Raw genomic sequence first — 24,150 nt, 5'->3', positions numbered from 1 at the left:
CACCACCACGACCTTGTGCCGGGCTGCAGCTAGGCTGCGCCTTTGCCCACCTTCGCTCGCTATGAGGGCCGAGCCAGCAAACTAGCTCAGCGTCCCCGCATGCACCCACCATTCAGGGTGCGCGGCTGCGATCGCAGCGCCGGCGGCCCTTGCATCCGCGACGTTGCCATAGATCGCAAAGCAGGTCGCGCCGGAGCCGGACATGCGAGCGAGCAGGACGCCTGAACTCGCGCGCAGCGCGTCGAGCACCGTGCCGATGATCGACTGCACCTTCAGGGCGGGCGGCTCCAGATCGTTCTTCACCTGATCGAGTGCAGCGACCCAGTCTCCGACCGACGCGCCGGCCTGCGGCCAGGACGGCGCCGTGAGGACATCGGTCACGCCGACCAGCAGCTCGCCAGGCTTCAGGCCGAGCGCCTGGAACACGTCCTTGGTCGCGACCGGCACCCGCGGATTGATCATCACGCAGGGCAGGACGGGAAGCGCAAGCGGCTGCAGGTTCTCGCCGACGCCGGTCATGGTGCAGGCGCGCGAGGGCACGCAAACCGGCACGTCGGCGCCAGTCTTCAAGGCAACCGCAGTGAGGCGCGGATCGTCCAGCGACAGGCCGTTCAGCTTCGCCAGCAACCGCAGCGCCGCTGCGGCATCGGCCGAGCCGCCGCCGATGCCGGCGGCGACCGGCAGCACCTTCTCCAGCGTGAACGCGCCGAGCTTCAGGCCGGGAACGGCCTCCGCCAGCAGACGCGCCGCCTTCAGCACCAGATTGTCCGTGGTCTCGCCACAGGCCTCTGCCAGAGGTCCGGTCGTGGTCAGCGTCAGCTCCGGCCCCGGTACCAGCGCGAGCTGGTCCGCGCAATCCGCAAAGGCGACGACGCTTTCGAGATCATGATAGCCGTCGACCCGGCGGCCGACGACCCGCAGGGTCAGATTGACCTTGGCGCGCCCCTGCTCCTGCAGCGCGCCGGTGACCGTGGACGCCAACATCGGCGCAATGCCCCCAGCATGTTCGGTGGTGGAGCTCAGATGCCAACTCGCCGCGGCCCGAGGCCGAAGCGAACGTGGCCGGCAACCGCCACACCCTTCATCAAAATCATCCGGGCTCCCCGGCAAGCCGAGGAGCCCGTGATGGCTCTCACATCGTAATCAGGACGACCTAGCCGCCCTTGCCGTCGTCCTTCTTGGCGTCGGACGGCGTATCCTTGGTGTCGTTGCTGGCCGCAGCGGGTGCCGGATCATCAGTCAGGCCGTTCTGGATCTTGGCCTCGATCTTCGGCAGCTCCTCGGCCTCGGGCTTCAGGTCGCGGGCATGGGCCCACTGGAACTTGGCTTCCAGCTTGCGGCCGATGCGCCAATAGGCGTCGCCGAGATGGTCGTTGATGGTCGGATCCTCAGGCTTGAGGTCGATCGCGCGCTCGAGGTTCTTGACCGCCTCCTCGTAATTGCCGATGCGGTAATAGGCCCAGCCGAGCGAGTCGACGATGTAGCCATCGTCCGGCCGCTGCTCGACGGCACGCTTGATCATCTTCATGCCTTCGTCGAGATTGATGCCCTGGTCGATCCAGGAATAGCCGAGATAGTTCAGCACATGCGGCTGGTCAGGCTGCAGCTCGAGGGCCTTGCGCATGTCGGCCTCAGCCTTCGGCCACTGCTTGGAGCGCTCCAGGCAGATGCCGCGGTAGTAGTAATAGACGCTGTTGGCCTTTTCATTGTTCACCGGCAGCGAATCGACGCCGAGCGAATAGGTCTTGGCGCAGTCGGCGAACTTCTTGCGGCCGCGCTCGATGTTGCCGAGCGCCATGATCGCCTCGAGATCCTTCGGATCCTGCGCAATGACGTCCTTGAGGATCTTGATCGCCTCGTCGCTGCGGTCGGCGCTGTCGAGATCGGTGGCGAGCTGGATCTGCGCATTGCGCTTCAACGGCGAGCTCGCCGGCACACGCTCATAGACCTTGATCGCCATCTGCGGCTTCTTCACGGTCTCGTAGAGATCGGCGAGCGACAGCAGCGCCAACGGATGATTCGGCTGCAGATGCAGCGCGAGCTGCAGATAGACCAGCGCCAGATCCTCGCCGCCGCGGCGGCTCAAAGTGGCGCCGATGCCGTACAGCGCCTCGGCGGCGCCGGCCTGCGCCGAATCGACCAGTGACGGCAGCTTCTTGCCGGCCTTGGTCTCGCGCAGGCCCTCCTGCACCAGCGGATGGCGCGCGAGCTTCTTGTCGAAGGCTTCATAGATCGCGGTCGCGGCGGCCGCATCCTTGTTGCGCGACAGCCAATGCGCATAGGCCTCGGTGATGCGCAGCATCGAATCGTCGAGCTTGTAGGCACGCTCGAACCGCGTGCCGGCGTCCTTCTCCTTGCCGGCCAGCTCCAGGATCATGCCGGCATGGAGGTCCTTGAACAGCGGATACCATTCGGGACCAGTCAGCTTGTCGATATTGGCGACGGCGGTCTTCGAATCGCCCGCACCGGCCGCGGCCCACGCCGACAGCAAGATGGCGACGAGATCGGTGATCGGCCCGCGCACCGACTGGTTGATGTTGGTCTGGGCGGCTGTGTATTTCTTCTGCTTGATGTCCTGCACGCCGACAACGAGGCGCGCGATGCGGTTCGCCTTGTCGATCGTGAGCACGCGCTCGGCCAGCTTCACGGCCTCGTCGATGTCGCCATCGGCGACCGAGGAGATGAAGGCGCGGTCGAGCAGCTCGTTGTTCTTCGGGTCGCTACGTAGCGCCGAGCGGTAGAACGCCGCCGCCGAGGCCGCGTCGCGCTCGACGCTGGCGTGGCGGGCCGCCAGATAGCTGCCCGAGGTGGTGAGCGACTTCAGATCGACGCTGGTCGGAAACTTCGCGGCGTTATCCGCAGGATGATCCGGCGTCTGGGCCAGGACGGCACCGGGGAGCAGCAAGGCAGAAACGGCAATTGCGGTCCAGCGATTGCGAATTGACAACATCACGGTGCGCTCTGGTTGTTGGAAATGACGGATCGGTACGGACAGGACCCCGATCGGCAGCTCTTCAAGGCGCCGACAATGCCGCGTTTGGCGGCCAACCGCAAGGATTTGCAGGATATTCGGGTCAGCCGGGAGCCCCTTTGGCGAAGGTGACCCGCGTCAAACCGCGCCAGTATGGCCGTATCGTGGCCGGCTGCCCTCCCGGGAGCAGCCGACTCACGCAATCGTGCGTTATGCGAGGCTACATCGCCTCGTAGTTCGGCCCACCGCCGCCTTCCGGAGGAACCCAGGTGATGTTGCCGTTGGGATCCTTGACGTCGCAGGTCTTGCAGTGGACGCAGTTCTGCGCGTTGATCACAAAGCGCGGGGTGGTGCCCTCCTCGACCCATTCGTAGACGCCCGCCGGGCAATAGCGGTTGGACGGCCCGGCATAGACGTCGTGCTCGGAGCTCTTCTGCAGCGCCATGTCGGCGACCTTCAGATGCACCGGCTGGTCTTCCTCGTGATTGGTGTTGGACAGGAACACCGAGGACAGCCGGTCGAAGGTCAGCTTGCCATCCGGCTTCATCGCAGGCTTCGGCTGATGCGCCTTGGCCGGATCAAGCGTGGCGCGATCGGGCTTGACGTGCGACTGAGTGCCGAACAGCGAGAAGCCAAGGGTGTTGCACCACATGTCGAAGCCGCCGAGCGCGACGCCGAGCACGGTGCCGAACTTCGACCATAGCGGCTTGACGTTGCGGACCTTGAACAGATCCTCGCCGACTGGCGAGCCGCGCCAGGCGTTCTCGTAACTGACCAGCTCGTCATTGGCGCGGCCGGATGCGAGCGCGGCATTGACGTGCTCGGCCGCGAGCATCGCGCTGCCCATCGCATTGTGCACGCCCTTGATGCGCGGCACGTTGACGAAGCCCGCCGCGCAGCCGATCAGCGCGCCGCCGGCGAAGGACAGCCGCGGCACCGACTGATAGCCGCCTTCGGTGATGGCGCGTGCGCCGTAGGCGAGGCGCTTGCCGCCTTCGAACACGCCGCGGATCGACGGGTGCGTCTTGAAGCGCTGGAATTCCTCGAACGGCGACAGATAGGGATCGTCGTAGTTCAGGTGGACGACGAAACCGACTGCGACGAGATTGTCGTCGTAGTGATACAGGAACGAGCCGCCGCCGGTCTTCATGTCGAGCGGCCAGCCGAAGGAATGCTGGATCAGCCCCTTCTGGTGCTTGGCGGGATCGATCTGCCAGACCTCCTTGAGGCCGATGCCGAATTTCGCCGGCTCGCTCTTGGCGTCCAATGCGAATTTCGCGATCAGCTGCTTGGACAGGCTGCCGCGCGCGCCTTCCGCGAACAGCGTGTACTTGCCGAGCAGCTCCATGCCGCGCGTGAACGAGGATTTCGGCTTGCCGTCCTTGCCGATGCCCATGTCGCCGGTGGCGATGCCGCGCACCGCGCCCTGCTCGTCATAGAGCACCTCGGTGGCCGCGAAGCCCGGATAGATCTCGACGCCGAGCGCCTCGGCCTTGCGCGACAGCCAACGGCAGACATTGCCGAGCGAACCGATGTAGCAGTGATGGTTGTCCATCAGCGGCGGCATCGCGAAGCCCGGCAGCGAGATCGCGCTGCTCTCGGTCATCCAGAAGAACTTGTCGACCTTGACCTGGGTCTTCAGCGGGCAATCGTCGTCCGAGCGCCAGTCGGGGATGAGCTTGTCGAGCGCCGCCGGATCGATCACCGCACCGGACAGAATATGCGCGCCGACCTCGGAGCCCTTCTCGACCACGACGATGTTGAGGTCGGCATTGAGCTGCTTCAGCCGGATCGCGGCGGACAGGCCCGAGGGGCCGGCGCCGACGATGACGACGTCGAACTCCATGGATTCGCGCGGAGGTAATTCTTCGGTGCTCATCTCTCTCGATCTCAGGCCCGGCCGGTGCAGGGGACCCGACCTCTGCCGCCCCCCGGCGCGTGCAAAGGTCAAACCCGGAGCTGCAATGGCAACAATGACTTAACTAGGGTTCCTGAAGGCGTTGACCGTTCGCTGAAGACTGGTCCGGAGGGGGAGCGACGGCTGGCGCCGGAACACTAGGGCGTTCCGTCCCTTTTTGGGTTATTCCAAACTCTTGTTTCCGATTTTTCGGGGCAGGACAACCACCGAAATGCATTCCGCCATGCGCCGAGGCAGCGTACACTGCCGCGGCGATCGATCATGATGACTCCCGAGCCCCTCCCCGACGTCCGGCAACTGCTCGCCTTCTATCTGGAGGCCGGGGTCGATTGCGCCTTGGCCGACGAGCCGATCAACCGGCTGGTCGAGCCCGAGGCGGTTTCGTTCCCCGCCGCGGCCCCCGTCGCCCGTCAGGCGCCGGCGCAGCCCGGCCGGCCGGCCGCGCCGGCGATCATTCCGCCGCGCGGAGAACCGCCGCCTCCGCCGGAAGCGGCCGTCGCCTCGGCCCGCGAGGCGGCGCGGACGGCGCCGACCCTGGAGGCGCTGCGCGAGCTCCTGGAGACTTTCGACGGCTGCGCGCTGAAGCAGACGGCGTCGCGGCTGGTGTTCGCCGACGGCAATCCGCAGGCGCGCATCATGCTGGTCGGCGAGGCGCCCGGCCGCGACGAGGACATCGAGGGCCTGCCATTCGTCGGCCGCTCCGGCAAGCTGCTCGACCGCATGATCGGCGCGATCGGGCTCGACCGCAGCAAGGTCTACATCGCCAATGTCATTCCCTGGCGCCCGCCCGGCAACCGTACGCCAACGCCGCAGGAGACGCAGATCTGCCTGCCGTTCATTCGCCGCCAGATCGAGCTGGTCGATCCCGATGTGCTGGTGACGCTCGGCAATCCCTCGACCCAGTCGCTGCTCGGTACGACCGAGGGCATCATGCGCGTGCGCGGCAAATGGCGCGACTACGACACCGGCAAGCGGACGATCCGCGCGATCGCGACCTTCCATCCGGCCTATCTGTTGCGCTCGCCGTCCTACAAGCGGCTGTCCTGGCAGGATCTGCGCGCAATCGCGACGGTGATAGCGGTCTGAGGACCCAATTCGCTTCCGTCATTGCGAGCGCAGCGGCGCAGCGAAGCAATCCAGAGTCACGCGCGCAGCCCTGGATTGCTTCGTCGCTTTCGCTCCTCGCAATGACGGCTCGCATGGAAAGCGCTAAGGCCCCCTCGGCCGTACGATGGCCCAGCCGATGCGCAGCACCGGCTGGCGGCCGTTGATCAGCCAGTCGAAGCTGCGCGGCACCTCCGGCACCAGCCCGGGAAAGCGCTGGGCGATGTCAGGCGGTGGGGTGCCGACCGTGTCGGAGGCGCGCCACACCACGACCCCGCCGCTCTCCGCGAATTTCGCCGGCGTGACCCAGGGCGTCCGCTGCGGGGTGGCATCGAGGAACAGATGCGCGCGGCGGCGACCGAGCGCGACCAGGCTAGCGAGTTGCGGATCGCCGGCGACCGCCTGCAGCCGCTGGTTGGTACGGCGCTCAAAACTCTCGACGAAGAAGCGGGCGATGTCGCGGGCCGGCATCGACGTCGCGACCTCGCCCTCGCCGATCACGGGCTGAATCACGGCGCTGCCGGCAACGAAAACCGCGGGTGCAGCGACCGCAGCCGCCCACACCGTGCGCAACAGCCGCTGGCGGCGCAGATAGATCAGATCGCCGGACGCGACCACCAGCGCGAGGCCGACCATCGTCAAGGTGACGGCGACGCCGCCGAACACCGTGGGCAGACCGAACAGGCCGGAGATCAGGCTGCCCGCCAGGGCCGGTGCGATCGCGAAGCAATAGACGAAGTCGCGGGCGAGCGGTGGGACCGAACGGCGGTAGATGATCGGGGCGTCGGTCTCGCTGCGGCTGATCCAGCTGGCGTCGAGCAGCACCAGCAGCACCATGGCCGAGATCGCCAGCAGCGCCCCGCCAGCCAAGGCGAGCCAATGCCAAGCGCGCACCGAGAGCTCGGCGAGAACGGGCAGCGCCGGCAGCCCGACGCTGTCGGCGCGCAGCACGAAGATGAGGTAGGGCAGCGCCAGCGCCAGCACCACCAGCAGCGCGAACAGCGGATCGAACGAGCGCAGCACCCGGCGGCCCTGCGCGGTGGAGACCACGAAGCCGGCGATCAGCAGCAGCAGGCCCGCCGCGGCCGAGGTGGTCAGCAGCAGCAGGCCGGCCTCGATCGACCAGGCAAACCAGGCGTTGCGCCGGCCCTCGCCGAGAATCCGCCAGCTATGGAGCAGCAGCAGCGCCCAGAGCGGACGCGCCAGCACCTCCGGACCGAATTCCAGCGTGGGTGCACCGAACGCGGTGATGGTCATGGTCAGCAGCACGGCGAGCACCGCCTGCTGGCCGCCGACGATCGCCCCCGCCAGGAGATACATCACCCACAGACCCAGGGCCGAGCACAGCACGGCCAGCACGTAGACGCCGAACAGGTGGTTGCCGGCGAGGCGATAGGCGATGTCCGACAGCCAGAACGACAGTGGCGGGCCGAGATCGGTGCCGACCTGGTACTCGCGTCCGAACGCGATGGTGGTGGCAAGCTGGCCGGGTGGACTGCGATAGAACAGCATGGCCACGCCGAGCCACATCAGGGCCTGGCACAGCACCACGATGACGACGACCAGCCGCGGCCTTGCGCGGATCAGTTCGACAACCAGTGACGTGAAACGCATGAACGGCTGGATCGCTTGGCTGAATCGCTGAGGACGTCGAGGAGGCCGGCAGGACCGTCGCTCATCCGCAGCAGCCTCGCTGTCCGACGCCCGCAATCGATACCGCACGATCGGGGCGCACAACACCGCCCCTGCTGCGAGGGGTGACACTTCGTGCTGGCTGGCTGACCAAAACTATTAAGACCGCGGCGCCCGCGAGGCAACCTGCATCAGACCTCGAACGAGATTTCGGTGGATGTCACCACGGTCACCTCCGCGAAAAGATCCGGCTCCGGCACATCGGTCCACGGCTGATGCTTGCGCCGGGCGGCGACGACAGGCGCGAACAGGCTGCGATGATGCACCGAGGGGCCGAGCCGGTCCAACGCGGCGAGATGCTCCGGCACAGCATAGCCCTTGTGCTGCTCGAAGCCGTAACCCGGGCAATCCTGGGCCAGCGCGCACATCAGCCGGTCGCGCGTGACCTTGGCGACGATCGAGGCGGCCGCAATCGACATCACCAGACCATCGCCGCCAATCACCGCCTCGCAGCCGCAATCGACGTCGATGCGGTCGCGGCCGTCGACGAAGACGTGCTTCGGCGCCTCGGGCAGCGCCCTCACGGCGCGCGACAGCGCCCAGAGCGAGGCACGCAGGATGTTGTCGCGATCGATTCGCGCCGGCGAGGCGACGGCCACCGCAAACGCCGACGTCTTGCAGATCTTGTCGAACAGCGCCTCGCGCTGCTCCGCGCTCAGGCGCTTGGAATCATCGAGACCCTTGGGGATGCGCGCAGGATCGAGAATCACGGCCGCAGCGACCACCGGACCGGCCAGCGGCCCCCGTCCCGCCTCGTCGCAGCCCGCGACCGGCCAGACGCCCTGCTTCAACAGCGCGCGCTCGCGCCGGAAGCTCGGCGGCGCCACCGCGATGACGCCCTTGCCGAGCTTGGCGCCCGACTTGCCGGCAGCACCCGGGGCAGCAGGCTTGGTCGCGGCCTTTGCAGGGGCGCTCTTCGCCACGGCACAGCTCGCTGCTTTCGCCCTGCCCGGCTTCTTTGACTGATCGCGAATCATGGCCGCCATGGTGCGAAACGGCTGGCGGCGGCGCAACCCGAACGGGCCTCAATTCCCCGCTATTCGCCCCCCGCCGGCGACCGACTACGCCGGCAGATGCACTCGATCATCCTCGCCGACATCAATCCCCGGCGCGACCACCACTTCCCAGACATGACCGTCCGGATCGGAGAAATAGCCGCTGTAACCGCCATAGTCGGTCCGTTGCGCCGGTTTCAGCAGCATCGCGCCTTTCTCCACCGCCGACGCGAGCGCCGCATCGACCTCAGCCTCCGAGCGGCAGTTCCATGCCAGCGTCACGCCTCGGAACGCCTGAGGACGCGGTGCGTCTGGCACGCCCGCGTCATCGGCGAGCGCGCCCCACGGGTACAGCGCCAGCACCGTCCCGCCGGTCTCGAAGAATGCCACGGCCTCGCCGGTCGCGCAGAATTTTCGGACGAAGCCGAGCAATGTATAGAAGGCGATGCTCCGCCGCATCTCGGACACACCGAGTGTGATGACGGTGAACCGCGGAACGCTCGCTTGTGCGCTCATCACTTACTCTCCACCTACTCTCCGCACGCTTCAGAACAGGCTGAGCTGCTGGCCGCCGCCCTTCGGCCGGACGAAATGATCGGTCGTCAGCTTGGTCCGACGCTTATTCAGCCCGAGCTTCTCGCAGGCGATCTCGAAGCGGCGGCCGATCATCCAGGCCATCGGGCCTGTCCCCTTCATTCGCGTGCCCCATTGCGAGTCGTAATCGCGGCCGCCGCGCATGTCGCGGATCAGGGTGAAGACGTGGCGGTAGCGGTCGGGATAATGCTCGAGCAGCCATTCCCGGAACAGGTCGCGCACCTCCAGCGGCAGCCGCAGCAGCACATAGGCCGCTTCCTTGACGCCGGCATGGGCGGCGGCATCGAGAATGCGCTCGATCTCGCTGTCGTTGAGCGCCGGGATCACCGGCGCCACCATCACCGTGGTCGGAATGCCGGCCTTGGACAGCGCCTGCAGCGCCTCCAGCCGCTTCGACGGCGTCGAGGCCCGCGGCTCCATCGTGCGCGCCAGCTTCGGATCCAGCGTGGTCACGGAGATCGCGACCTTCGCCAGGTTCTTCTTGGCCATCCGCGCCAGGATGTCGGCATCACGCATCACCAGCGCCGACTTCGTGACGATCCCGACGGGATGGCCAACCTTTTCCAGCACCTCGAGGATGCCGCGCATGATCTTCCGCTCGCGCTCGATCGGCTGATAGGGATCGGTGTTGGTGCCGATCGCGATCATCCGCGGCTCGTAGCCGCTGGCCGCGAGCTCCTTCTCCAGAAGCGCGGGCGCATCCGGCTTCACGAACAGCTTGGATTCGAAGTCGAGACCAGGCGACAGCCCGAGAAACGCATGGGTCGGCCGCGCGAAGCAGTAGACACAGCCGTGCTCGCAGCCCCGATACGGATTGATCGAGCGATCGAAACCGATGTCCGGCGAGTCGTTGCGGGTGATAACCTTGCGCGAGGTGTCGGTCGCGACCGTCGTCTTGAACGGCGGCAGCTCCTCGAGGCTCTGCCAGCCATCATCGAAGACAACGCGGGCCTCCGCCTCGTAGCGACCACTCGCGTTGGATTGAGCACCCCGGCCGCGGCGCCGGCCCCGTTCGATGGCGACCGCGAGTTCGGGAAAGTCCTTCCCAGGACCTGACGAAGGCGCGCCCGCCGGCTCGGAGGGCACCGGGACCGGCGGGCGCTTGAGGGCATGTGAAGATGCTCGGCTCATGGCCAAGACATAGCACGCAAACGGAACATTACAAGAACAAAATAGAACAAAGGCGCACGCATGCTCTGCGCGGGCGCAAGGCCAGCCATCACATTCCCGTTCTATCCTGCAGGTGCGCTGGAACAGGACGGTGCGGCGTTACTCTCATACAGTATCCCGCAGGCGCGAAGCGGAAGGCAAGCGAGGTCCCATGCAGATCACTTCTCCCCAACAGACCACCCCGGCCGACGATCTCGACCTGCTCGATCGCTACTGGCGCGCGGCGAATTATCTCTCGGTGGGGCAGATCTATCTGCTGGACAATCCGCTGCTGCACGAGCCGCTGAAACCGGAGCACATCAAGCCGCGCCTGCTCGGCCACTGGGGGACGACGCCCGGCCTGAACTTCATCTATGCCCATCTCAACCGCGCCATCGAGGCGCAGGATCTCAGCGTCATCTACATCTGCGGCCCCGGCCATGGCGGTCCGGGCATGGTCGCCAACACCTATCTCGAAGGCACCTACAGCGAGATCTATCCGGAGATCACGCGCGATGCCGATGGCCTGCGCAAACTGTTCCGGCAGTTCTCCTTCCCCGGCGGCATCCCGAGCCATGCCGCGCCTGAAACGCCGGGCTCGATCCATGAAGGCGGTGAACTCGGCTACGCGCTGGTCCACGCCTATGGTGCGGCGTTCGACAATCCCGATTTGATCGTGGCTTGCGTGGTCGGCGACGGCGAGGCCGAGACCGGCCCTCTCGCCGCGTCCTGGCATTCGAACAAGTTCCTGAACCCGGCCCATGACGGCGCGGTGCTGCCGATCCTGCATCTCAACGGCTACAAGATCGCCAATCCCACCGTGCTCGGCCGCATGGGCGATGCCGAGATCAAATGCCTGTTTGAAGGTTACGGATACGAGCCGCTGTTCGTCGAAGGCGCGGAGCCGAAGGCGATGCATCGGCAGATGGCGGACGCGCTCGATGTTGCGCTCGCGAGCATCCGCTCCATCCAGCAGAATGCGCGTCAGCCGGATGCAACGATCCAACGGCCGCGCTGGCCGATGATCGTGTTGCGCAGCCCGAAGGGCTGGACCGGGCCGAAGGAGGTCGACGGCCTCAAGGTCGAAGGCTTCTGGCGCGCCCATCAGGTGCCGATTGCCAACCCCCGCAGCAAGCCGGAGCATCTCGCGCTGCTCGAAGCCTGGCTGAAGAGCTACGAGCCGGAGACGCTGTTCGACGCCCATGGCCGTCTCAGGCCGGAATTGCAGGCGCTGGCGCCGAAAGGGCAGCGACGCATGGGCGCCAATCCGCATGCCAATGGCGGTCTGCTCAAGCGCGAGCTCAAGCTGCCGGACTATCAAGCTTTCGCGATCGAGGTGTCCTCACCAGGCCAGACCATCGCTGAAGCGACGCGCGAGCTCGGCAAGTTCCTGCGCGACGTGATCACGCTGAATGCGAAGACCCGAAACTTCCGCATCATGGGTCCCGACGAAACGGCGTCGAACCGGCTCGATGCGGTGTTCGAGGTCACCGAGCGCGTGTGGATGGAGGGCATCGAGCCCTATGACATCCATCTGGCGCATGACGGCCGCGTCATGGAGGTGCTGAGCGAGCATCTCTGCCAGGGCTGGCTCGAAGGCTATCTGCTCACCGGCCGCCATGGCCTGTTCTCCTGCTACGAGGCCTTCATCCACATCATCGATTCGATGTTCAACCAGCATGCCAAATGGCTGAAGGTGTCACGCGAGCTGCCGTGGCGGCGCCCGATCGCGTCGCTGAACTATCTCTTGACCTCGCATGTCTGGCGGCAGGACCATAACGGCTTCAGCCATCAGGATCCCGGCTTCGTCGACCTCGTCGCCAACAAGAAGGCGGATATCGTCCGCATCTACTTCCCACCGGACGCCAACACGCTGTTGTGGATCGCCGACCATTGCCTGCGCACCTACGACCGCATCAACGTCATCGTCGCCGGCAAGCAGCCCGCGCCGCAATGGCTGTCGATGCAGGACGCCGCCACGCATTGCGACGCCGGCATCGGCATCTGGTCTTGGGCCGGCACCGAGCCCGCCGACGAAGAGCCCGACGTGGTGATGGCCTGCGCCGGAGACGTCCCGACCCTGGAAACGCTCGCAGCCGTCGACCTCCTGCGCAAGGAATTGCCCGACCTGAAGATCCGCGTCGTCAACGTCGTCGATCTCATGACCCTGCAGCCGAAGCAGGACCATCCGCATGGCCTCAGCGACCGCGACTTCGACAGCCTGTTCACCGCCAACAAGCCAGTGATATTCGCCTATCACGGCTATCCGTATCTGATCCATCGCCTCACCTACAGCCGCACCAACCATGCCGGCATGCATGTGCGCGGCTTCATCGAGGAAGGCACCACGACGACGCCGTTCGACATGGTCGTGCTCAACGAGCTCGACCGTTTCCACCTCGCCATCGAGGCGATCGAACGCGTGCCCGGCCTCAGCGTGTCCGCGGCCCATGTGAAGCAGAAATTTCGCGATGCGCTGATCGAGCATACCCGCTACATCCGGGCGCATGGCGAGGACATGCCGGCGATCCGCGACTGGGTCTGGCCGAACAGCGCCGGCGGCACCACGCCGACACAGGCGGGCGACTGAACCAGCCAAGCGCGAGCTCCAGCAACGCAGCACCTTGAAATAGCAATCGTTCGGCGTTGCCCGAACGTGCGCGACCCGCTACGTGCTGCAAAATTCCGCAGCGCAGCGGGCTGATTTGGCTATGACAAGATGATAACAGTCATGCTGGAGGCGCGACAGATAACGATGCCAGGTTCATGCTGAGCGTGATCATCCCGACCGAAGGTGTCGAGCAGACCGCCGTGGCCACCCTGTCCGCGCTGGTGCCAGGCGCCGCGGCCGGTGTCGTCACCGAGGTGCTGCTGGTCGATCGCTCGCCCGATTCCAGCGTGATCGAGCGTGTCGCGGACGTCGCCGGCTGCCACTTCATGAAGTTCGAGGGCTCCCAGGCCGCAGCGCTCGCGGCAGGGGCCGCGAACGCGCGGGCGCCCTGGCTGATGTTTCTGCCCGCTGGCGCGATGCTCGATCCCGGCTGGATCGACGAAACCAGGCAGTTCGTCCAGAGCGTCGCCGCCGCCGGCCAGCCCCGCGCCGGCGTTTTCCGTTACGCCAGGTCTCCTTACGCTGCGATCAGTCTGCGCGAGCGGATGCGATCGGTCGCTCGGGCCCTGGTCGGACCGCTCGGCGACCAGGGCCTGCTGATCGCCCGCGATCATTACCGGCAGGTCGGCGGCTACCAGCCCGATCGAAAGCGTGCCGAGACGCGCCTGTTGCGTCAGCTCGGCCGCTCCTCGCGGACCATGCTGCGCAGCCGGATTGTCATGGTCTAGCATCGGGACGATACTTGCCAAAGTCAATCAATTGATTGACAATGGCAAGTATTGGAGGTGCCACATGATTCCTGCCCCATCCGACGGCCAGGTCGCCGCCGTTCGCGCGTTCAACCGCTTCTACACGAGGAAGCTCGGCGCGCTGGACCAGCATCTGCTCGACAGTCCGTTCTCGCTGGCCGAAGCGCGTGTGCTCTATGAGCTGGCGCAGTACGACGCCATCTCCGCCAAGGAGATCGGTCTCTCGCTCGGCCTCGATGCCGGCTATCTCAGCCGCATCGTCCAGAGCTTCGACGAGCAGGGCCTGATCACCCGCACGCCATTGCCGACCGATCGCAGACAGCAGCAGCTCGGGCTCACCGCCAAGGGACGACAGGCCTATGCCAGGCTCGACCGCAGCTCGCAGAAGGAGATCGCGGCCATGCTGGCGCCGCTGGCGCCATCCGTGCGCGACCGGCTGGTCGGTGCAATGACGACGATCGAGACCGCCCTGGAGCCGCAGCAGCTGGGCCGCTCCCCGGTGCTGCTGCGCAGCCATCGCCCGGGTGACATCGGCTGGGTGGTTTCACGGCACGGCGCCGTCTACGCCGAGGAATATGGCTGGGACGTCTCGTTCGAGGCGTTGGTCGCCGAGATCGGCGCGCAGTTCATCAGAAGCTACGACCCTGCGCGCGAGCACTGCTGGATCGCCGAGCTTGCGGGTGAGCCTGTCGGCTCGATCTTCCTGGTCAAGGGCAGCGACGAGGCCGCCAAGCTGCGGCTGCTGCTGGTCGAGAAGAAGGCCCGCGGTCTCGGCGTCGGCCGGGCCCTGACCGAACAATGCATCCGCTTCGCCCGCGAGAAGAACTACAGGACGATCGAGCTGTGGACGCAAAGCATTCTCACCGCCGCGCGCGACATCTATGCCCGCGCCGGGTTTCGCAAGATCGCCGAGGAGCCGCACGCCATGTTCGGCGTCCCGCTGACGGGCGAGACATGGCGGCTCGAGCTGTAGCGCGCGCCGCCCGGGTTGCAGCAACCGCCGGTAGGCCGAGATCACCCCCACAACACGTTGCGCATGCCGATTGCGAAGTTCCCGCGCGTCGGTAGTATCCCGCCAAACGGGGCGGGTATCAGCAGTGATGGAATCGATGGTGCGATCGAAGCTTGCGGCGCTTGCCGCGCTGGCAGGCTTGTTGGGGGTCGCGGCTGGGACGGCGGCTCACGCCGCGCCCAAAGGACGCGCAACGGTCGCGATTACGCGCACGGCCGATTTCCTCTATCTGGCGGCGCCCGCGGCGATCGAGATCAACGGCGCCAAGGTGGCGAGCCTTGGCCGCGGCGAGAGCTACAGCGGCCCGATTGCGCCGGGCGCCACGACGATCGCCGTATCGACATGGTCCTCGCCGGGCTCGTCGAACATTCGTTTCACCGCCGTGCCCGGCAAGACCTATCGAATGGTCGTGGGACCGCGCGGACAGAATTTCGCCGCCAGCATGATGGGCGGCCTCATTGGCGCGGCAATCGAAGGCGGCGGCGCTTTCGAGATCGTACCAACGAAGTGAGACGTGCGATGGACGCGCGGCGCGTCGTCGTGCCGGGGCCCTACGCCGTCGCGCCCTGCGCCTTGGGCCGGCGCAGATGCTCGTCGAGCCGCGGCATGATCTCGACGAAGTTGCAGGGTCGCGTACGGTAGTCGAGCTGGGCGGCGAGGATGCCGTCCCAGCCGTCGCGGCAGGCGCCCGGTGATCCCGGCAGGCAGAAGATGTAGGTCGCGCCGGCGACGCCGGCCGTGGCCCGGCTCTGGATCGTCGACGTCCCGATCTTGGCGTGGCTCAGCATGTGGAAAGCAATCGAGAAGCCGTCCATGCGCTTCTCGAACAGCGGCTCGATCGCTTCCGGCGTGACGTCGCGGCCGGTGAAGCCGGTGCCGCCGGTGGTGATGACGACGTCGACGCCGGGATCGGCAATCCACGACTTCACGACCGCGCGAATCTTCTCGACGTCGTCGGTGACGATCTCGCGCGCCGCGAGCCTATGGCCGGCAGCGGTCAGGCGGTCACTCAGGGTGGTGCCGGACTTGTCGTCGGCAAGCGAACGCGTGTCGGACACCGTCAGCACGGCGATGTTGAGGGGAATGAAGCTCTTGCTCTCGTCGATCGCCATCATCGCGTCTCCCTACAGCGAACTGGCGCTGAACGTATTGCAGGCCTGCACCGTGCCCTGCTGGTAGCCGATCATGAACCAGCGCTTGCGCTGCGCGGCGGAGCCATGGGTGAACGAATCCGGCACCACGCGTCCGGTCGCCTTCCGCTGCAAGGTGTCGTCGCCGATCGCCGAGGCCGTCGTCAGCGCGGCGTCGATGTCGCCCTCCTCGAGGAAGCCCGGGCGCTTCTTGGCCTCGCGATTGACCCAGACCCCGGACAGGCAGTCGGCCTGCAGCTCGACCTTGACCTGCAGCGCGTTGGCTTCGGCCTTGTTGTCCGACTGCTGCTGCATCCGCGTCACGCGCGGCAGGATGCCGAGCAGGTTCTGGATGTGGTGCCCGGCCTCGTGCGCAATGATGTAGGCCGCGGTGAACTTGCAGGCGCTGCCCGAGCAGCCCCGGAAGCGCGTCTCGACCTCGCGGAAGAAGTTGGTGTCGAGGAAGATCTGCCGGTCCGGCGGACAGTAGAACGGTCCCATCGCAGACTGCGCCATGCCGCAGCGGCCGCCATTGGTGCTGTTGCGAAACAGCACGATCTTGGGCCCGGTATAATTCTGGCCGCTGGCCTGGAAGATCTCGCTCCAGCGGTCGTCGATCTCGCCGAGCACGCCGGAGATCATGTCGCCCATCTCGTCCTTGGGTGCGCCCGTCCGGCCCGGCGAGCGCCGGTCCGCCTGCTGGGTCGGCGCGCCGCCATGGCTCAGCATCTCGGCGCCGCCGATCAGGATGCGCGGATCGATGCCGAAGGCATAGCCGATCAGGCCGAGCACGATGATGGTGCCGATGCCCAGCCCGCCGCCGCCGATCGGCAGACCCATACCACCGCCCATCCCGCCGCCTTCGTCGCGACGGTCGTCGATGTCGTCGCTGCGACGGAAATCATCGTAACGCATGGGCGGCCTTTCCTCACGATTCTTGCGCGGCTCTGCGCGAAATGCCTAACGCGGCAAACAGGTAAAATTTCCACTGTGTTAATCAATAACCCGGCCGGCAAATTTTGCCTAGCGCCGCCAAAAAAACCGGCCCGCGCCGAACCTCGATCGGCTGCGCTCGCGCGCGACCGGCGCGAAAAACCCATCGCAATCGGCGTCTTGCGCAGAGACCATCGTGCATCGACGAACGGAATTCGTCGCTGGTGCGCGTGATGAAAGCGTGCGCATCGATGCGAATAATTTTCCGGGTTAAGTCCATTTTTACTTTGCCGGGTCAATGTGTGGGCAGTCGGTTGTTAGGTCCCGCGTCGCCGACAGCGTCGCCTGAGTCAGAGTTCTTGAGTCATGGTAGAGTCGCGTCGCGGGGCGTCTGCAAGGGCGCCCCGCACTAAATTTCAGACCCTCGAAGAGCAACGAATCATCGTCGGCGACTGCGTCGCCGAGATGTCGAAACTGCCAGGCGCATCGGTCGACCTGGTGTTTGCAGATCCTCCCTACAATCTGCAGCTCAAGGGCGAGCTCAAGCGTCCCGACGAATCGCAGGTCGATGCGGTCGACGACGATTGGGACAAGTTCTCCTCGTTCTCCGCCTATGACGACTTCACGCGCGCCTGGCTGCTCGCCGCGCGCCGCCTGATGAAGCCGAGCGCAACGATCTGGGTGATCGGCTCCTATCACAACATCTTCCGCGTCGGCGCGATCATGCAGGATCTCGGCTTCTGGATCCTCAACGACATCGTCTGGCGCAAGTCCAACCCGATGCCGAACTTCCGCGGCCGCCGCTTCACCAACGCGCATGAGACGATGATCTGGGCCGCGCGGGACGAGAAGGCGAAGGGCTACACGTTCAACTACGAAGTGCTGAAGGCCGCCAACGAGGACGTCCAGGCGCGCTCGGACTGGCTGATTCCGCTGTGCACGGGCGAGGAACGGCTGAAGGACGGCGACGGCAAGAAGATCCATCCGACGCAGAAGCCGGAAGGCCTGCTGGCGCGGGTGCTGCTGTCATCCTCGAAACCCGGCGATCTGGTGATCGATCCGTTCAACGGCACCGGCACCACGGGGGCCGTGGCAAAACGCCTCGGCCGTCGCTACATCGGCTTCGAGCGCGACAAGGTCTATGCGAAAGCGGCAGAGCGGCGCATCGCCGCGATCGAGCCGCTGCCGGAGGCAACGCTCGCACCGTTCATGACGGCGCGCGAAGCGCCGCGCGTCGCCTTCTCGGAGCTGATCGAGCGCGGCATGATCGCGCCCGGCACCAAGCTCGTCGACTCCAAGCGCCGCCACGGCGCGCTGGTGCGCGCCGATGGGGCCATCATGCTGGGTGACAAGGTCGGTTCGATCCACCGCATAGGCGCGGTGGCGCAAGGTCTGCCGGCCTGTAACGGCTGGACCTTCTGGCACGTCGAGACCAAGGGCGGCCTCAGGCTGATCGACGAGTTGCGCGCCGAGATCCGCTCCGAGATGTCCGCCGCCTGACGCTCACGAATTCCGGCGCTCCTGTCCGGAATAGCGCGCCAGCAGGTCTTCGACCTCGTACTGCTCGTCGTAGCGAACGTCGTCGCGCGGCACGACCGAGACCTGCGCGGTGGACTGCGACGATTTACCCCTGCGTCCCGCCAGGGCCGGATAGTAGCTGTCCACCGGCGGCAGGTGCATGCGATCGAGCTCGGGCTCCGCCGGCCAACGCGTGACGCGCCGGGCGGCCACCGGCTCGATGCGAAGCTGCCGCCTGCCCCGGGCGCGCGCAAACAGCACGCTAATCGAGAAGCCCGCAATCGCGACTGCGCCGAGGAAAGCAAACATCCGCGTCCTGGACGCATCATCCCCGGACATGCCGAGCGTCACGGCCGGCGACGCATCCGCAGCGGCCAGCGCCGGCGTCGCGGGAGCAGCCGCTTCCGCGGCGCTCGTGTCACTGGCGGCCGCGAGCGTGTAGGAGGACGCGCGGGGCGCGGCGGGCTCCGCCGCTGCCGGCCGCGTGCCGGACTGGTCGGGCCAACGCGTCGCAACAGCAGATTCGTTCACGGCCGCACCGACCGGGTCGGGCGCCGCCGGCGCTGACGCGACGGGCGCTGGCGCGGCCGGAAATGCGGCAACCGACGGAAACGCAGACGTCGCCGGCACAGACGGCGCGGCGGTCGGTGTCGAGGACACGACCTTCACCTCATCGGCGGCGTCCTTGGACGACGATTGGATCTCGGCACGTGCATTGGCCGCGGTCGACGAGAGCTGAGCACGTTCCTTCTGCGAGGCGAGCTTGCGCGTGACGAGCGACGCGCCCTTCGCCTCGCGATCGTCGTCGCGCAGATACCAGCACTGCTTCTTCGTCGCGCGATCGATGCGATAGAACCAGTGCTTCCCCGCCGGCGTTCCCGCAGGCTTTGCAAGGCATTCGTCAGCAGCCGATGCCGGTGTAAACTCGATTGTCGCCGCAGCCACTCCCGCCAGCACGGCGACAGCAACGCGCGGCAACAAACTCGTCGTTCGATTCGTCATCACACCTCCGACGATTCAACGCGCCCCCGCGCGCCGTTTCGGCGATGACTTCGTTCGGAATAAGGCTGCGGAGGTTCCATTTGTCGAAACAATGTTAGAACAGCGGTGTCCTTTGGATGCGTTTTAATATTTTTGGGCTGTTTTGTCGCAGCAACAGTGGGAATTCGCGTTGATACGACGACGATACGCGTGCTGTGCCATTCGAGACAACACGCGGATGTGAGAAAACCCAAGACTGAAATCCTGAATGCCAATCACCGCAAGGCGTAGTCCAGACATTGATGCGCGGGCGCCTCACTTGATCTAAGTCAATGACTCTCGACGGTCCCACGCGTGTACGACGGCGTCGGACAAACTCGCCGCGTCATCGACGTACACTCGCCATGGCCGTTGCGAACATGACGCGCACATCGACCACACGCCGCGCCCCGCTCACTTCATCATCTTCGTCAACGCCTTCTCGACCAGCTCGCGCGTGTACGGCTTCTGAATGATCGGCGCGTCGGACAGCTCGGGCGGAATCGGCGCGCGCTCGCCATAGCCGGTGGCGAACATGAAGGGCACGCCGAGCTCCTTCAGCCGGTGCCCGACCGGCAGGCTGCTCTCCGCGCCGAGGTTGATGTCGAGCAGCGCGAAGCCCGGCACCGCGCGCTCGATCGCCTTCAGCGCCTGACCGACCGAAGCCGCCGTGTCGACTTGCCGCGCACCGAGCTCGAGCAGAATCACTTCGGCGCCCATCGCGATGATCAAATTGTCCTCGACGATCAGCGCGGCGCCTGAGAGACGCGGCGTCGGCTCCTGCTTCTGCTCGGGACGTGGGACCGCGCCGGTCGGCGCCGGAATCAGCTGGACGAAATTGGCGGGAATCATGAAGCGGGCCTGAACGCCGAGCAGATCGAAGCGAATCTCGGCGTCGCCCTTGAGATCGAATGGCACCGACCGCTCGATGATGGTGGTGCCGAAGCCGCGCCGCGTCGGCGGCTGCACCGGAGGTCCGCCGCTCTCCTTCCAGTCGATGACGAGGCTTGCGCCGGGATCCAGTCGCCACGCCACCTGAACCTGCCCGGTGGAGTCGGCCAGCGCGCCGTATTTCGCCGAGTTCGTCATCATCTCATGCACGACGAGCGCGAGCGTCCCGAACGCCTTGGGGTCGAGCGCGACGTCCGGCCCTTCCATCCGCACCCGCGCGGCCCGCGAGCCGAGATAGGCGCCCGCCTCCGACTCCAAGAGCGCGCGCAGCGCAACCGGCGCCCAGTTGAGATTGGTGATCTGGTCGTGGGCACGCGCCAGAGCCTGGATGCGGCCGCCGAGCAGCGCGGCGAAGTCCTCGACCGAGGTCGAGGTCTCCTTGCTCTGCGCGACCAGGCCGCGCACGAGACTGAGGATGTTGCGAACGCGGTGATTGAGCTCGGCGATCATGAGCTCCTGCCGCTCCTGGGCGCCGCGGCGCTCGCGCGCGGCGAGCTCCGACAGTTGCAGGATCACCTCCAGCAGGGTGATGCGCAGGCTCTCGGCGATGCGCAGATCCGCCGCTGACCATGGCTTCGACTGGCCGGCCACCGTCTGCTGCCAAAGCTCGAAGCTCTTGCGTGGCGTGAGGCGCGGCCCGAGCGGGCCTTCGGCGTAGGTCTTGTTGGGATCGCCCGCCCAGTTGACCGAGCGCAGCACTTCGCGCCGGAAGAAGATCAGGCAGTCGCGCGGCGTCCGCGAGATCGGAACGGCGAGAAATCCGGCGGCACGATCGCGGAACGCCTCGCCGGCGGCATAGACCTTGGCGATCTCGGCACTGGCGCAGATGCGTCCCGGCGAGGTCCGGTTGATGAAGCCGATCAGGTCCAGCACGTGCTCTTCGGACGGCGTCTCGCCGTCGAGCGTGATCTCGTCATCGGACCACACGGCAATGCCGTCGCATTCGATCATCTGCCGATAGTCGGCAACGAAGTCGAGGATCGCTCGCTTGCTGTGGGCGTGCAGAGCCGCACGCTCGATCAGACGCTCCTGGATCTGATGCGCGCGCGTCTCATAGGCGACGTCGGCCTCCCGCTCGCGGGCCTCGAGCAGCCAGGAGTACATCTGGCCGAACAGCTCGGCCGCGGTGCGCTTCTCGAACGACAGGTGATGCGGCGCATAGTGATGACAAGCGAACAGGCCCCAGAGCTTGCCTTCGCGCAGGATCGAGACCGACATCGACGCGCCGACGCCCATGTTGCGGAGATATTCGATATGGACCGGCGAGACCGCGCGCAGCACGCTCATCGACAGGTCGAGCAGGCCGGCATTGTGCGCAGGCGTCGACAGCAGCGGCGCCGGCGCGGCGTTGATGTCGGCGATGATCCGCAGCCAGTTGCGCTGATAGAGCTGCCGCGCCTGCTTGGGAATGTCCGAGGCCGGATAATGCAGCCCGAGGAACGGCTCCAGGCCGGAGCCCGCGACCTCGGCGATCACCTCACCCGAGCCGTCGGGATGAAACCGATACACCATCACCCTGTCGAAGCCGGTCAGCAGCTTGAGCTGGCGCGCCGCCTCCTGCGCCAGGTCCATCATCCCCGTCGTCTTGCGGATGCGGCCGAGCATCAGCCGGACCAATTCGCCGGAATTGACGCCGGGCTCGATCAGGCTCGGCTCGGCCTCGACGACGAGATACGCACCGGAAAAGTGGATGGCGAGGTCGAACAGCCGGCCCCGGCCCTGAAGATCGACGCCGAACACACGCTCGACCGCGTCCGGACCGCTGAGATAGTCGACCCGGGCACGGATCGCCGTCACGGCGGCTTCCGAGAGCACGGCGTCGAGCGGCCGCTGCAGCAGCCAACCGATGTCGCCGCCGAGAAAGTCCGGCGCGTTCTCCGAAGCCATGCAGATGGTGAAGTCCGACACCAGCGCCAGCAGGAAGCCAAACGGCTGGACGCTCCCGGGAACATGGATCGGCTCGCGATCGCAATTGGTGAGGTTGACCGGCTCGTTCATGCTGCTGCCATTGCCTTCGCAAACATCGCGAACGCTGCGCCCGCACTCACGATCATCCTGACTTCATCATCGGCTGTCGTCCTCTCTTGCGCGAGTTGCGACAGGAAGCTGCGCCACAAGCCCTGCCCCGCGCCATGACCGAGATAGCGCGTCGCGCGTCTCACCCGCGGATCGGCGGAGGCCGCGACCATGCGCAGCAGATAGGCTGCTCCGAGCCGCGATCCTTCCAGCACGTAGAGCGTGCCGAATACGCCCGCACGGTCGAGCGAGGGTGCGGGAAGGTCCATCGGAACCGGCAGGGCACCGAAATCCGCGAGATCGCTGGCGATCGCCTGCGATCGTCGGCGCTGCGGCCAGTCCTCGATCAGATCATCCACCCCGGCCTGATCGAGCGCCGCCTCCAACGGCAGCAGAGCGGCTGCGCTGGCCTGCAGGAACCGGCGGTAATGAGCCGTCGTGGTGAGATCGAAATGAACGAGCCCCTCATCCAGCGCGCGGTGCGCCGAGGCCGTTGCCGCCTTCAGTCTCTCGCGGATGCCCTCGGTGCCGGTCGCGCGCAAACGGTCATCTGAAACGGCAGCCGGCAACATCAAGGGGTCCCAGAAAAGGAGATCGGTCGCAGGCGCGCCACGGCTTCCTGCAACGTCGATGGCCGGAGCTGGGTTCCGGCTCCGCGCTGCTATTTTTTCCGCTCTCCGATGCGCCGTGCTGGCGGACGCTGTTCCGACGCCATGGCCTCGAGGATGGCCGTCAGCCCGCCAGCTCGGCCAGCGCCTTCTTGACGGCCGGCCGCCCGGACATGCGGCCAAAATGGGCGGCGACCTTCGGGAAGGCGTTGATGTCGACGCCGTCGCCTTCGAGCCATTGCGCGATCGTGAACAGATAGGGATCGCAGATCGTGTACTGCTCGCCCATCACCCACGGGCCGCGCAGCATCTTCTGCTCGATCAGCGCGAAGCAGGCGCTCATCGTCTCCGGCACCTTCTTCTTCATGTCGGCGAAGGAGGACTCTTCGGTGGCCCAGCGATAGCCCCTCATCTTGTGCGCGTGGGCGATGTGGACCGTCGAGCAGAGATAGCTGTTGAACGACTGCACCTCGGCAAAGGCGAAGACGTCGTCGAGCGGCGCAAGCCGCGCTTCCGGAAAGCGCTGCGCGATATAGGCGAGCATCGCCGGCGTCTCGGTCAGAACGCCCTGCTCCGTCACCAGCGCCGGCACGCGCCCTTTGGGATTGATCGCGAGATAGTCCGGGCTGTTCTGCTGGTTGGTCTTGAAGCTGAGCTTCTCGGCGACGTAGTGGGCGCCGGTCTCGGCGAGTGCAATGTGTGAAGCGAGCGCGCAGGTGCCCGGCGCGACATAGAGCTTGAGCATGGTGATCCCTGACAGATGATGTCCGACCCTATCTGCACCCATCCAGACCGTCCACCCCTGGCCGCCCGCGTGCGCCGTCATGGGCGATCTGCATTCTGCGGGCCGCGTGCTCGACCCGCGCGGATCCGGACACGACCCGGGCCGATCGATGGCGATGCGACGACCGACATCCCGATGAAGGACATCCCGATGAAGGACATGACCTCACCCTCTCGCGGCGCGCCGCGCCCGAGGTGTTGCCGAGAAGGACCCTCGCAAATGAGGAGGGCGCAGGGAATGCCGGGTGCTGGCCGCAACCCATGGCCCGCCTGCAGAAAGATAAGCAGGCGGCAGTCACCACAGGTCCAGCCGGAACATCCGGCGGGCTCAAGCGGTGGTCGCAACACCCAGTGTTTTCATTCGTGACAGCAGCTCGTCAAGCGCCTCTGCTGGAG

Annotated in this window: 19 protein-coding genes; 6 read left to right on the top strand and 13 right to left on the bottom strand. The window is 66.2% G+C overall.

The window, feature by feature from the left end; translation table 11 throughout:
* Positions 1–81 precede the first annotated feature (81 nt).
* The 3 genes from QX070_RS25700 to QX070_RS25690 all read right to left on the bottom strand — a co-directional run bounded on the left by QX070_RS25700 (position 82) and on the right by QX070_RS25690 (position 4,850).
* Complete coding sequence (locus QX070_RS25700; RefSeq protein WP_315739958.1) at positions 82–984, bottom strand: 4-(cytidine 5'-diphospho)-2-C-methyl-D-erythritol kinase; 903 nt, start codon at positions 982–984, stop codon at positions 82–84.
* A gap of 169 nt (positions 985–1,153) precedes the next feature.
* On the bottom strand, positions 1,154–2,950 hold the full coding sequence (locus tag QX070_RS25695) for a tetratricopeptide repeat protein (protein ID WP_315739957.1): 1,797 nt from the start codon (positions 2,948–2,950) through the stop codon (positions 1,154–1,156).
* 241 nt (positions 2,951–3,191) lie between these two features.
* Positions 3,192–4,850 (bottom strand): electron transfer flavoprotein-ubiquinone oxidoreductase, encoded by a 1,659-nt coding sequence (locus QX070_RS25690; protein ID WP_315739956.1) that lies wholly within the window; start codon positions 4,848–4,850, stop codon positions 3,192–3,194.
* A gap of 303 nt (positions 4,851–5,153) precedes the next feature.
* On the opposite strand from QX070_RS25690, the gene QX070_RS25685 reads away from it, so the two are divergent.
* The gene (locus QX070_RS25685; protein ID WP_315740181.1) at positions 5,154–5,975 is read left to right on the top strand and encodes a uracil-DNA glycosylase; all 822 of its coding nucleotides are present in this window, start codon (positions 5,154–5,156) and stop codon (positions 5,973–5,975) included.
* Positions 5,976–6,098: 123 nt separating this feature from the next.
* Here the strand turns inward: QX070_RS25685 and QX070_RS25680 are convergent, their stop codons facing one another.
* The 4 genes from QX070_RS25680 to QX070_RS25665 all read right to left on the bottom strand — a co-directional run bounded on the left by QX070_RS25680 (position 6,099) and on the right by QX070_RS25665 (position 10,405).
* Positions 6,099–7,607, bottom strand: a complete 1,509-nt coding sequence (locus QX070_RS25680) for a glycosyltransferase family 39 protein (protein WP_315739955.1) — start codon at positions 7,605–7,607, stop codon at positions 6,099–6,101.
* A 209-nt stretch (positions 7,608–7,816) separates the two neighbouring features.
* Positions 7,817–8,671: a ribonuclease HII gene (locus tag QX070_RS25675; protein WP_315739954.1), complete on the bottom strand. Its 855-nt coding sequence runs from the start codon at positions 8,669–8,671 to the stop codon at positions 7,817–7,819.
* A 75-nt stretch (positions 8,672–8,746) separates the two neighbouring features.
* The gene (locus QX070_RS25670; protein ID WP_315739953.1) at positions 8,747–9,196 is read right to left on the bottom strand and encodes a VOC family protein; all 450 of its coding nucleotides are present in this window, start codon (positions 9,194–9,196) and stop codon (positions 8,747–8,749) included.
* Between the two features lie 30 nt (positions 9,197–9,226).
* Positions 9,227–10,405 (bottom strand): PA0069 family radical SAM protein, encoded by a 1,179-nt coding sequence (locus QX070_RS25665; protein WP_315739952.1) that lies wholly within the window; start codon positions 10,403–10,405, stop codon positions 9,227–9,229.
* 190 nt (positions 10,406–10,595) lie between these two features.
* On the opposite strand from QX070_RS25665, the gene QX070_RS25660 reads away from it, so the two are divergent.
* The 4 genes from QX070_RS25660 to QX070_RS25645 all read left to right on the top strand — a co-directional run bounded on the left by QX070_RS25660 (position 10,596) and on the right by QX070_RS25645 (position 15,306).
* Positions 10,596–13,013 (top strand): phosphoketolase family protein, encoded by a 2,418-nt coding sequence (locus QX070_RS25660; RefSeq protein ID WP_315739951.1) that lies wholly within the window; start codon positions 10,596–10,598, stop codon positions 13,011–13,013.
* 176 nt (positions 13,014–13,189) lie between these two features.
* Positions 13,190–13,762 (top strand): glycosyl transferase, encoded by a 573-nt coding sequence (locus QX070_RS25655; RefSeq protein ID WP_315739950.1) that lies wholly within the window; start codon positions 13,190–13,192, stop codon positions 13,760–13,762.
* A 64-nt stretch (positions 13,763–13,826) separates the two neighbouring features.
* Entirely contained in the window at positions 13,827–14,756 is a 930-nt protein-coding gene (locus QX070_RS25650; protein WP_315739949.1) for a helix-turn-helix domain-containing GNAT family N-acetyltransferase, read from the top strand.
* Between the two features lie 136 nt (positions 14,757–14,892).
* A complete protein-coding gene (locus tag QX070_RS25645) occupies positions 14,893–15,306 on the top strand; it encodes a hypothetical protein (protein WP_315739948.1) in 414 nt (137 codons plus the stop codon).
* A gap of 40 nt (positions 15,307–15,346) precedes the next feature.
* On the opposite strand, the gene moaB is transcribed toward QX070_RS25645, so the two are convergent.
* Both moaB and QX070_RS25635 read right to left on the bottom strand, forming a co-directional pair.
* Positions 15,347–15,910, bottom strand: coding sequence for a molybdenum cofactor biosynthesis protein B (moaB, locus tag QX070_RS25640; protein WP_315739947.1), 564 nt, complete (start codon positions 15,908–15,910; stop codon positions 15,347–15,349).
* A gap of 9 nt (positions 15,911–15,919) precedes the next feature.
* Positions 15,920–16,840 (bottom strand): neutral zinc metallopeptidase, encoded by a 921-nt coding sequence (locus tag QX070_RS25635; protein ID WP_315739946.1) that lies wholly within the window; start codon positions 16,838–16,840, stop codon positions 15,920–15,922.
* A gap of 384 nt (positions 16,841–17,224) precedes the next feature.
* Between QX070_RS25635 and QX070_RS25630 the strand changes: the two genes are divergently transcribed.
* Positions 17,225–18,358: a site-specific DNA-methyltransferase gene (locus tag QX070_RS25630; protein ID WP_315739945.1), complete on the top strand. Its 1,134-nt coding sequence runs from the start codon at positions 17,225–17,227 to the stop codon at positions 18,356–18,358.
* Between the two features lie 3 nt (positions 18,359–18,361).
* Here QX070_RS25630 and QX070_RS25625 read toward each other — a convergent pair whose 3' ends face one another.
* The 4 genes from QX070_RS25625 to QX070_RS25610 form a co-directional block, all read right to left on the bottom strand.
* Positions 18,362–19,378, bottom strand: coding sequence for a hypothetical protein (locus tag QX070_RS25625; protein ID WP_315739944.1), 1,017 nt, complete (start codon positions 19,376–19,378; stop codon positions 18,362–18,364).
* A gap of 432 nt (positions 19,379–19,810) precedes the next feature.
* A complete protein-coding gene (locus tag QX070_RS25620; protein ID WP_315739943.1) occupies positions 19,811–22,345 on the bottom strand; it encodes an HWE histidine kinase domain-containing protein in 2,535 nt (844 codons plus the stop codon).
* Positions 22,342–22,935, bottom strand: a complete 594-nt coding sequence (locus QX070_RS25615; RefSeq protein ID WP_315739942.1) for a biliverdin-producing heme oxygenase — start codon at positions 22,933–22,935, stop codon at positions 22,342–22,344. Before QX070_RS25615 ends, QX070_RS25620 begins: the two co-directional genes overlap by 4 nt.
* A 160-nt stretch (positions 22,936–23,095) precedes the next feature.
* Positions 23,096–23,716 (bottom strand): glutathione S-transferase family protein, encoded by a 621-nt coding sequence (locus QX070_RS25610; RefSeq protein ID WP_315740180.1) that lies wholly within the window; start codon positions 23,714–23,716, stop codon positions 23,096–23,098.
* Between the last annotated feature and the right edge of the window lie 434 nt (positions 23,717–24,150).

It is taken from the genome of Bradyrhizobium sp. SZCCHNR1093, assembly GCF_032381175.1.
Lineage (GTDB): Bacteria > Pseudomonadota > Alphaproteobacteria > Rhizobiales > Xanthobacteraceae > Bradyrhizobium.
Note: the sequence above shows the minus strand (reverse complement) of the source record. Positions and strands in the feature narration are given on the sequence as shown.

Coding starts and splice junctions, on each gene's coding strand:
- QX070_RS25650 (WP_315739949.1), top strand. CDS start 13,827: ATGATTCCTGCCCCATCCGACGGCCAGGTCGCCGCCGTTCGCGCGTTC.
- QX070_RS25660 (WP_315739951.1), top strand. CDS start 10,596: ATGCAGATCACTTCTCCCCAACAGACCACCCCGGCCGACGATCTCGAC.
- QX070_RS25695 (WP_315739957.1), bottom strand. CDS start 2,950: ATGTTGTCAATTCGCAATCGCTGGACCGCAATTGCCGTTTCTGCCTTG.
- QX070_RS25610 (WP_315740180.1), bottom strand. CDS start 23,716: ATGCTCAAGCTCTATGTCGCGCCGGGCACCTGCGCGCTCGCTTCACAC.
- QX070_RS25665 (WP_315739952.1), bottom strand. CDS start 10,405: ATGAGCCGAGCATCTTCACATGCCCTCAAGCGCCCGCCGGTCCCGGTG.
- QX070_RS25655 (WP_315739950.1), top strand. CDS start 13,190: ATGCTGAGCGTGATCATCCCGACCGAAGGTGTCGAGCAGACCGCCGTG.
- QX070_RS25645 (WP_315739948.1), top strand. CDS start 14,893: ATGGTGCGATCGAAGCTTGCGGCGCTTGCCGCGCTGGCAGGCTTGTTG.
- QX070_RS25635 (WP_315739946.1), bottom strand. CDS start 16,840: ATGCGTTACGATGATTTCCGTCGCAGCGACGACATCGACGACCGTCGC.
- QX070_RS25675 (WP_315739954.1), bottom strand. CDS start 8,671: ATGGCGGCCATGATTCGCGATCAGTCAAAGAAGCCGGGCAGGGCGAAA.
- QX070_RS25615 (WP_315739942.1), bottom strand. CDS start 22,935: ATGTTGCCGGCTGCCGTTTCAGATGACCGTTTGCGCGCGACCGGCACC.
- QX070_RS25620 (WP_315739943.1), bottom strand. CDS start 22,345: ATGAACGAGCCGGTCAACCTCACCAATTGCGATCGCGAGCCGATCCAT.
- moaB (WP_315739947.1), bottom strand. CDS start 15,910: ATGATGGCGATCGACGAGAGCAAGAGCTTCATTCCCCTCAACATCGCC.
- QX070_RS25625 (WP_315739944.1), bottom strand. CDS start 19,378: ATGACGAATCGAACGACGAGTTTGTTGCCGCGCGTTGCTGTCGCCGTG.
- QX070_RS25670 (WP_315739953.1), bottom strand. CDS start 9,196: ATGAGCGCACAAGCGAGCGTTCCGCGGTTCACCGTCATCACACTCGGT.
- QX070_RS25685 (WP_315740181.1), top strand. CDS start 5,154: ATGACTCCCGAGCCCCTCCCCGACGTCCGGCAACTGCTCGCCTTCTAT.
- QX070_RS25680 (WP_315739955.1), bottom strand. CDS start 7,607: ATGCGTTTCACGTCACTGGTTGTCGAACTGATCCGCGCAAGGCCGCGG.
- QX070_RS25700 (WP_315739958.1), bottom strand. CDS start 984: ATGTTGGCGTCCACGGTCACCGGCGCGCTGCAGGAGCAGGGGCGCGCC.
- QX070_RS25630 (WP_315739945.1), top strand. CDS start 17,225: ATGGTAGAGTCGCGTCGCGGGGCGTCTGCAAGGGCGCCCCGCACTAAA.
- QX070_RS25690 (WP_315739956.1), bottom strand. CDS start 4,850: ATGAGCACCGAAGAATTACCTCCGCGCGAATCCATGGAGTTCGACGTC.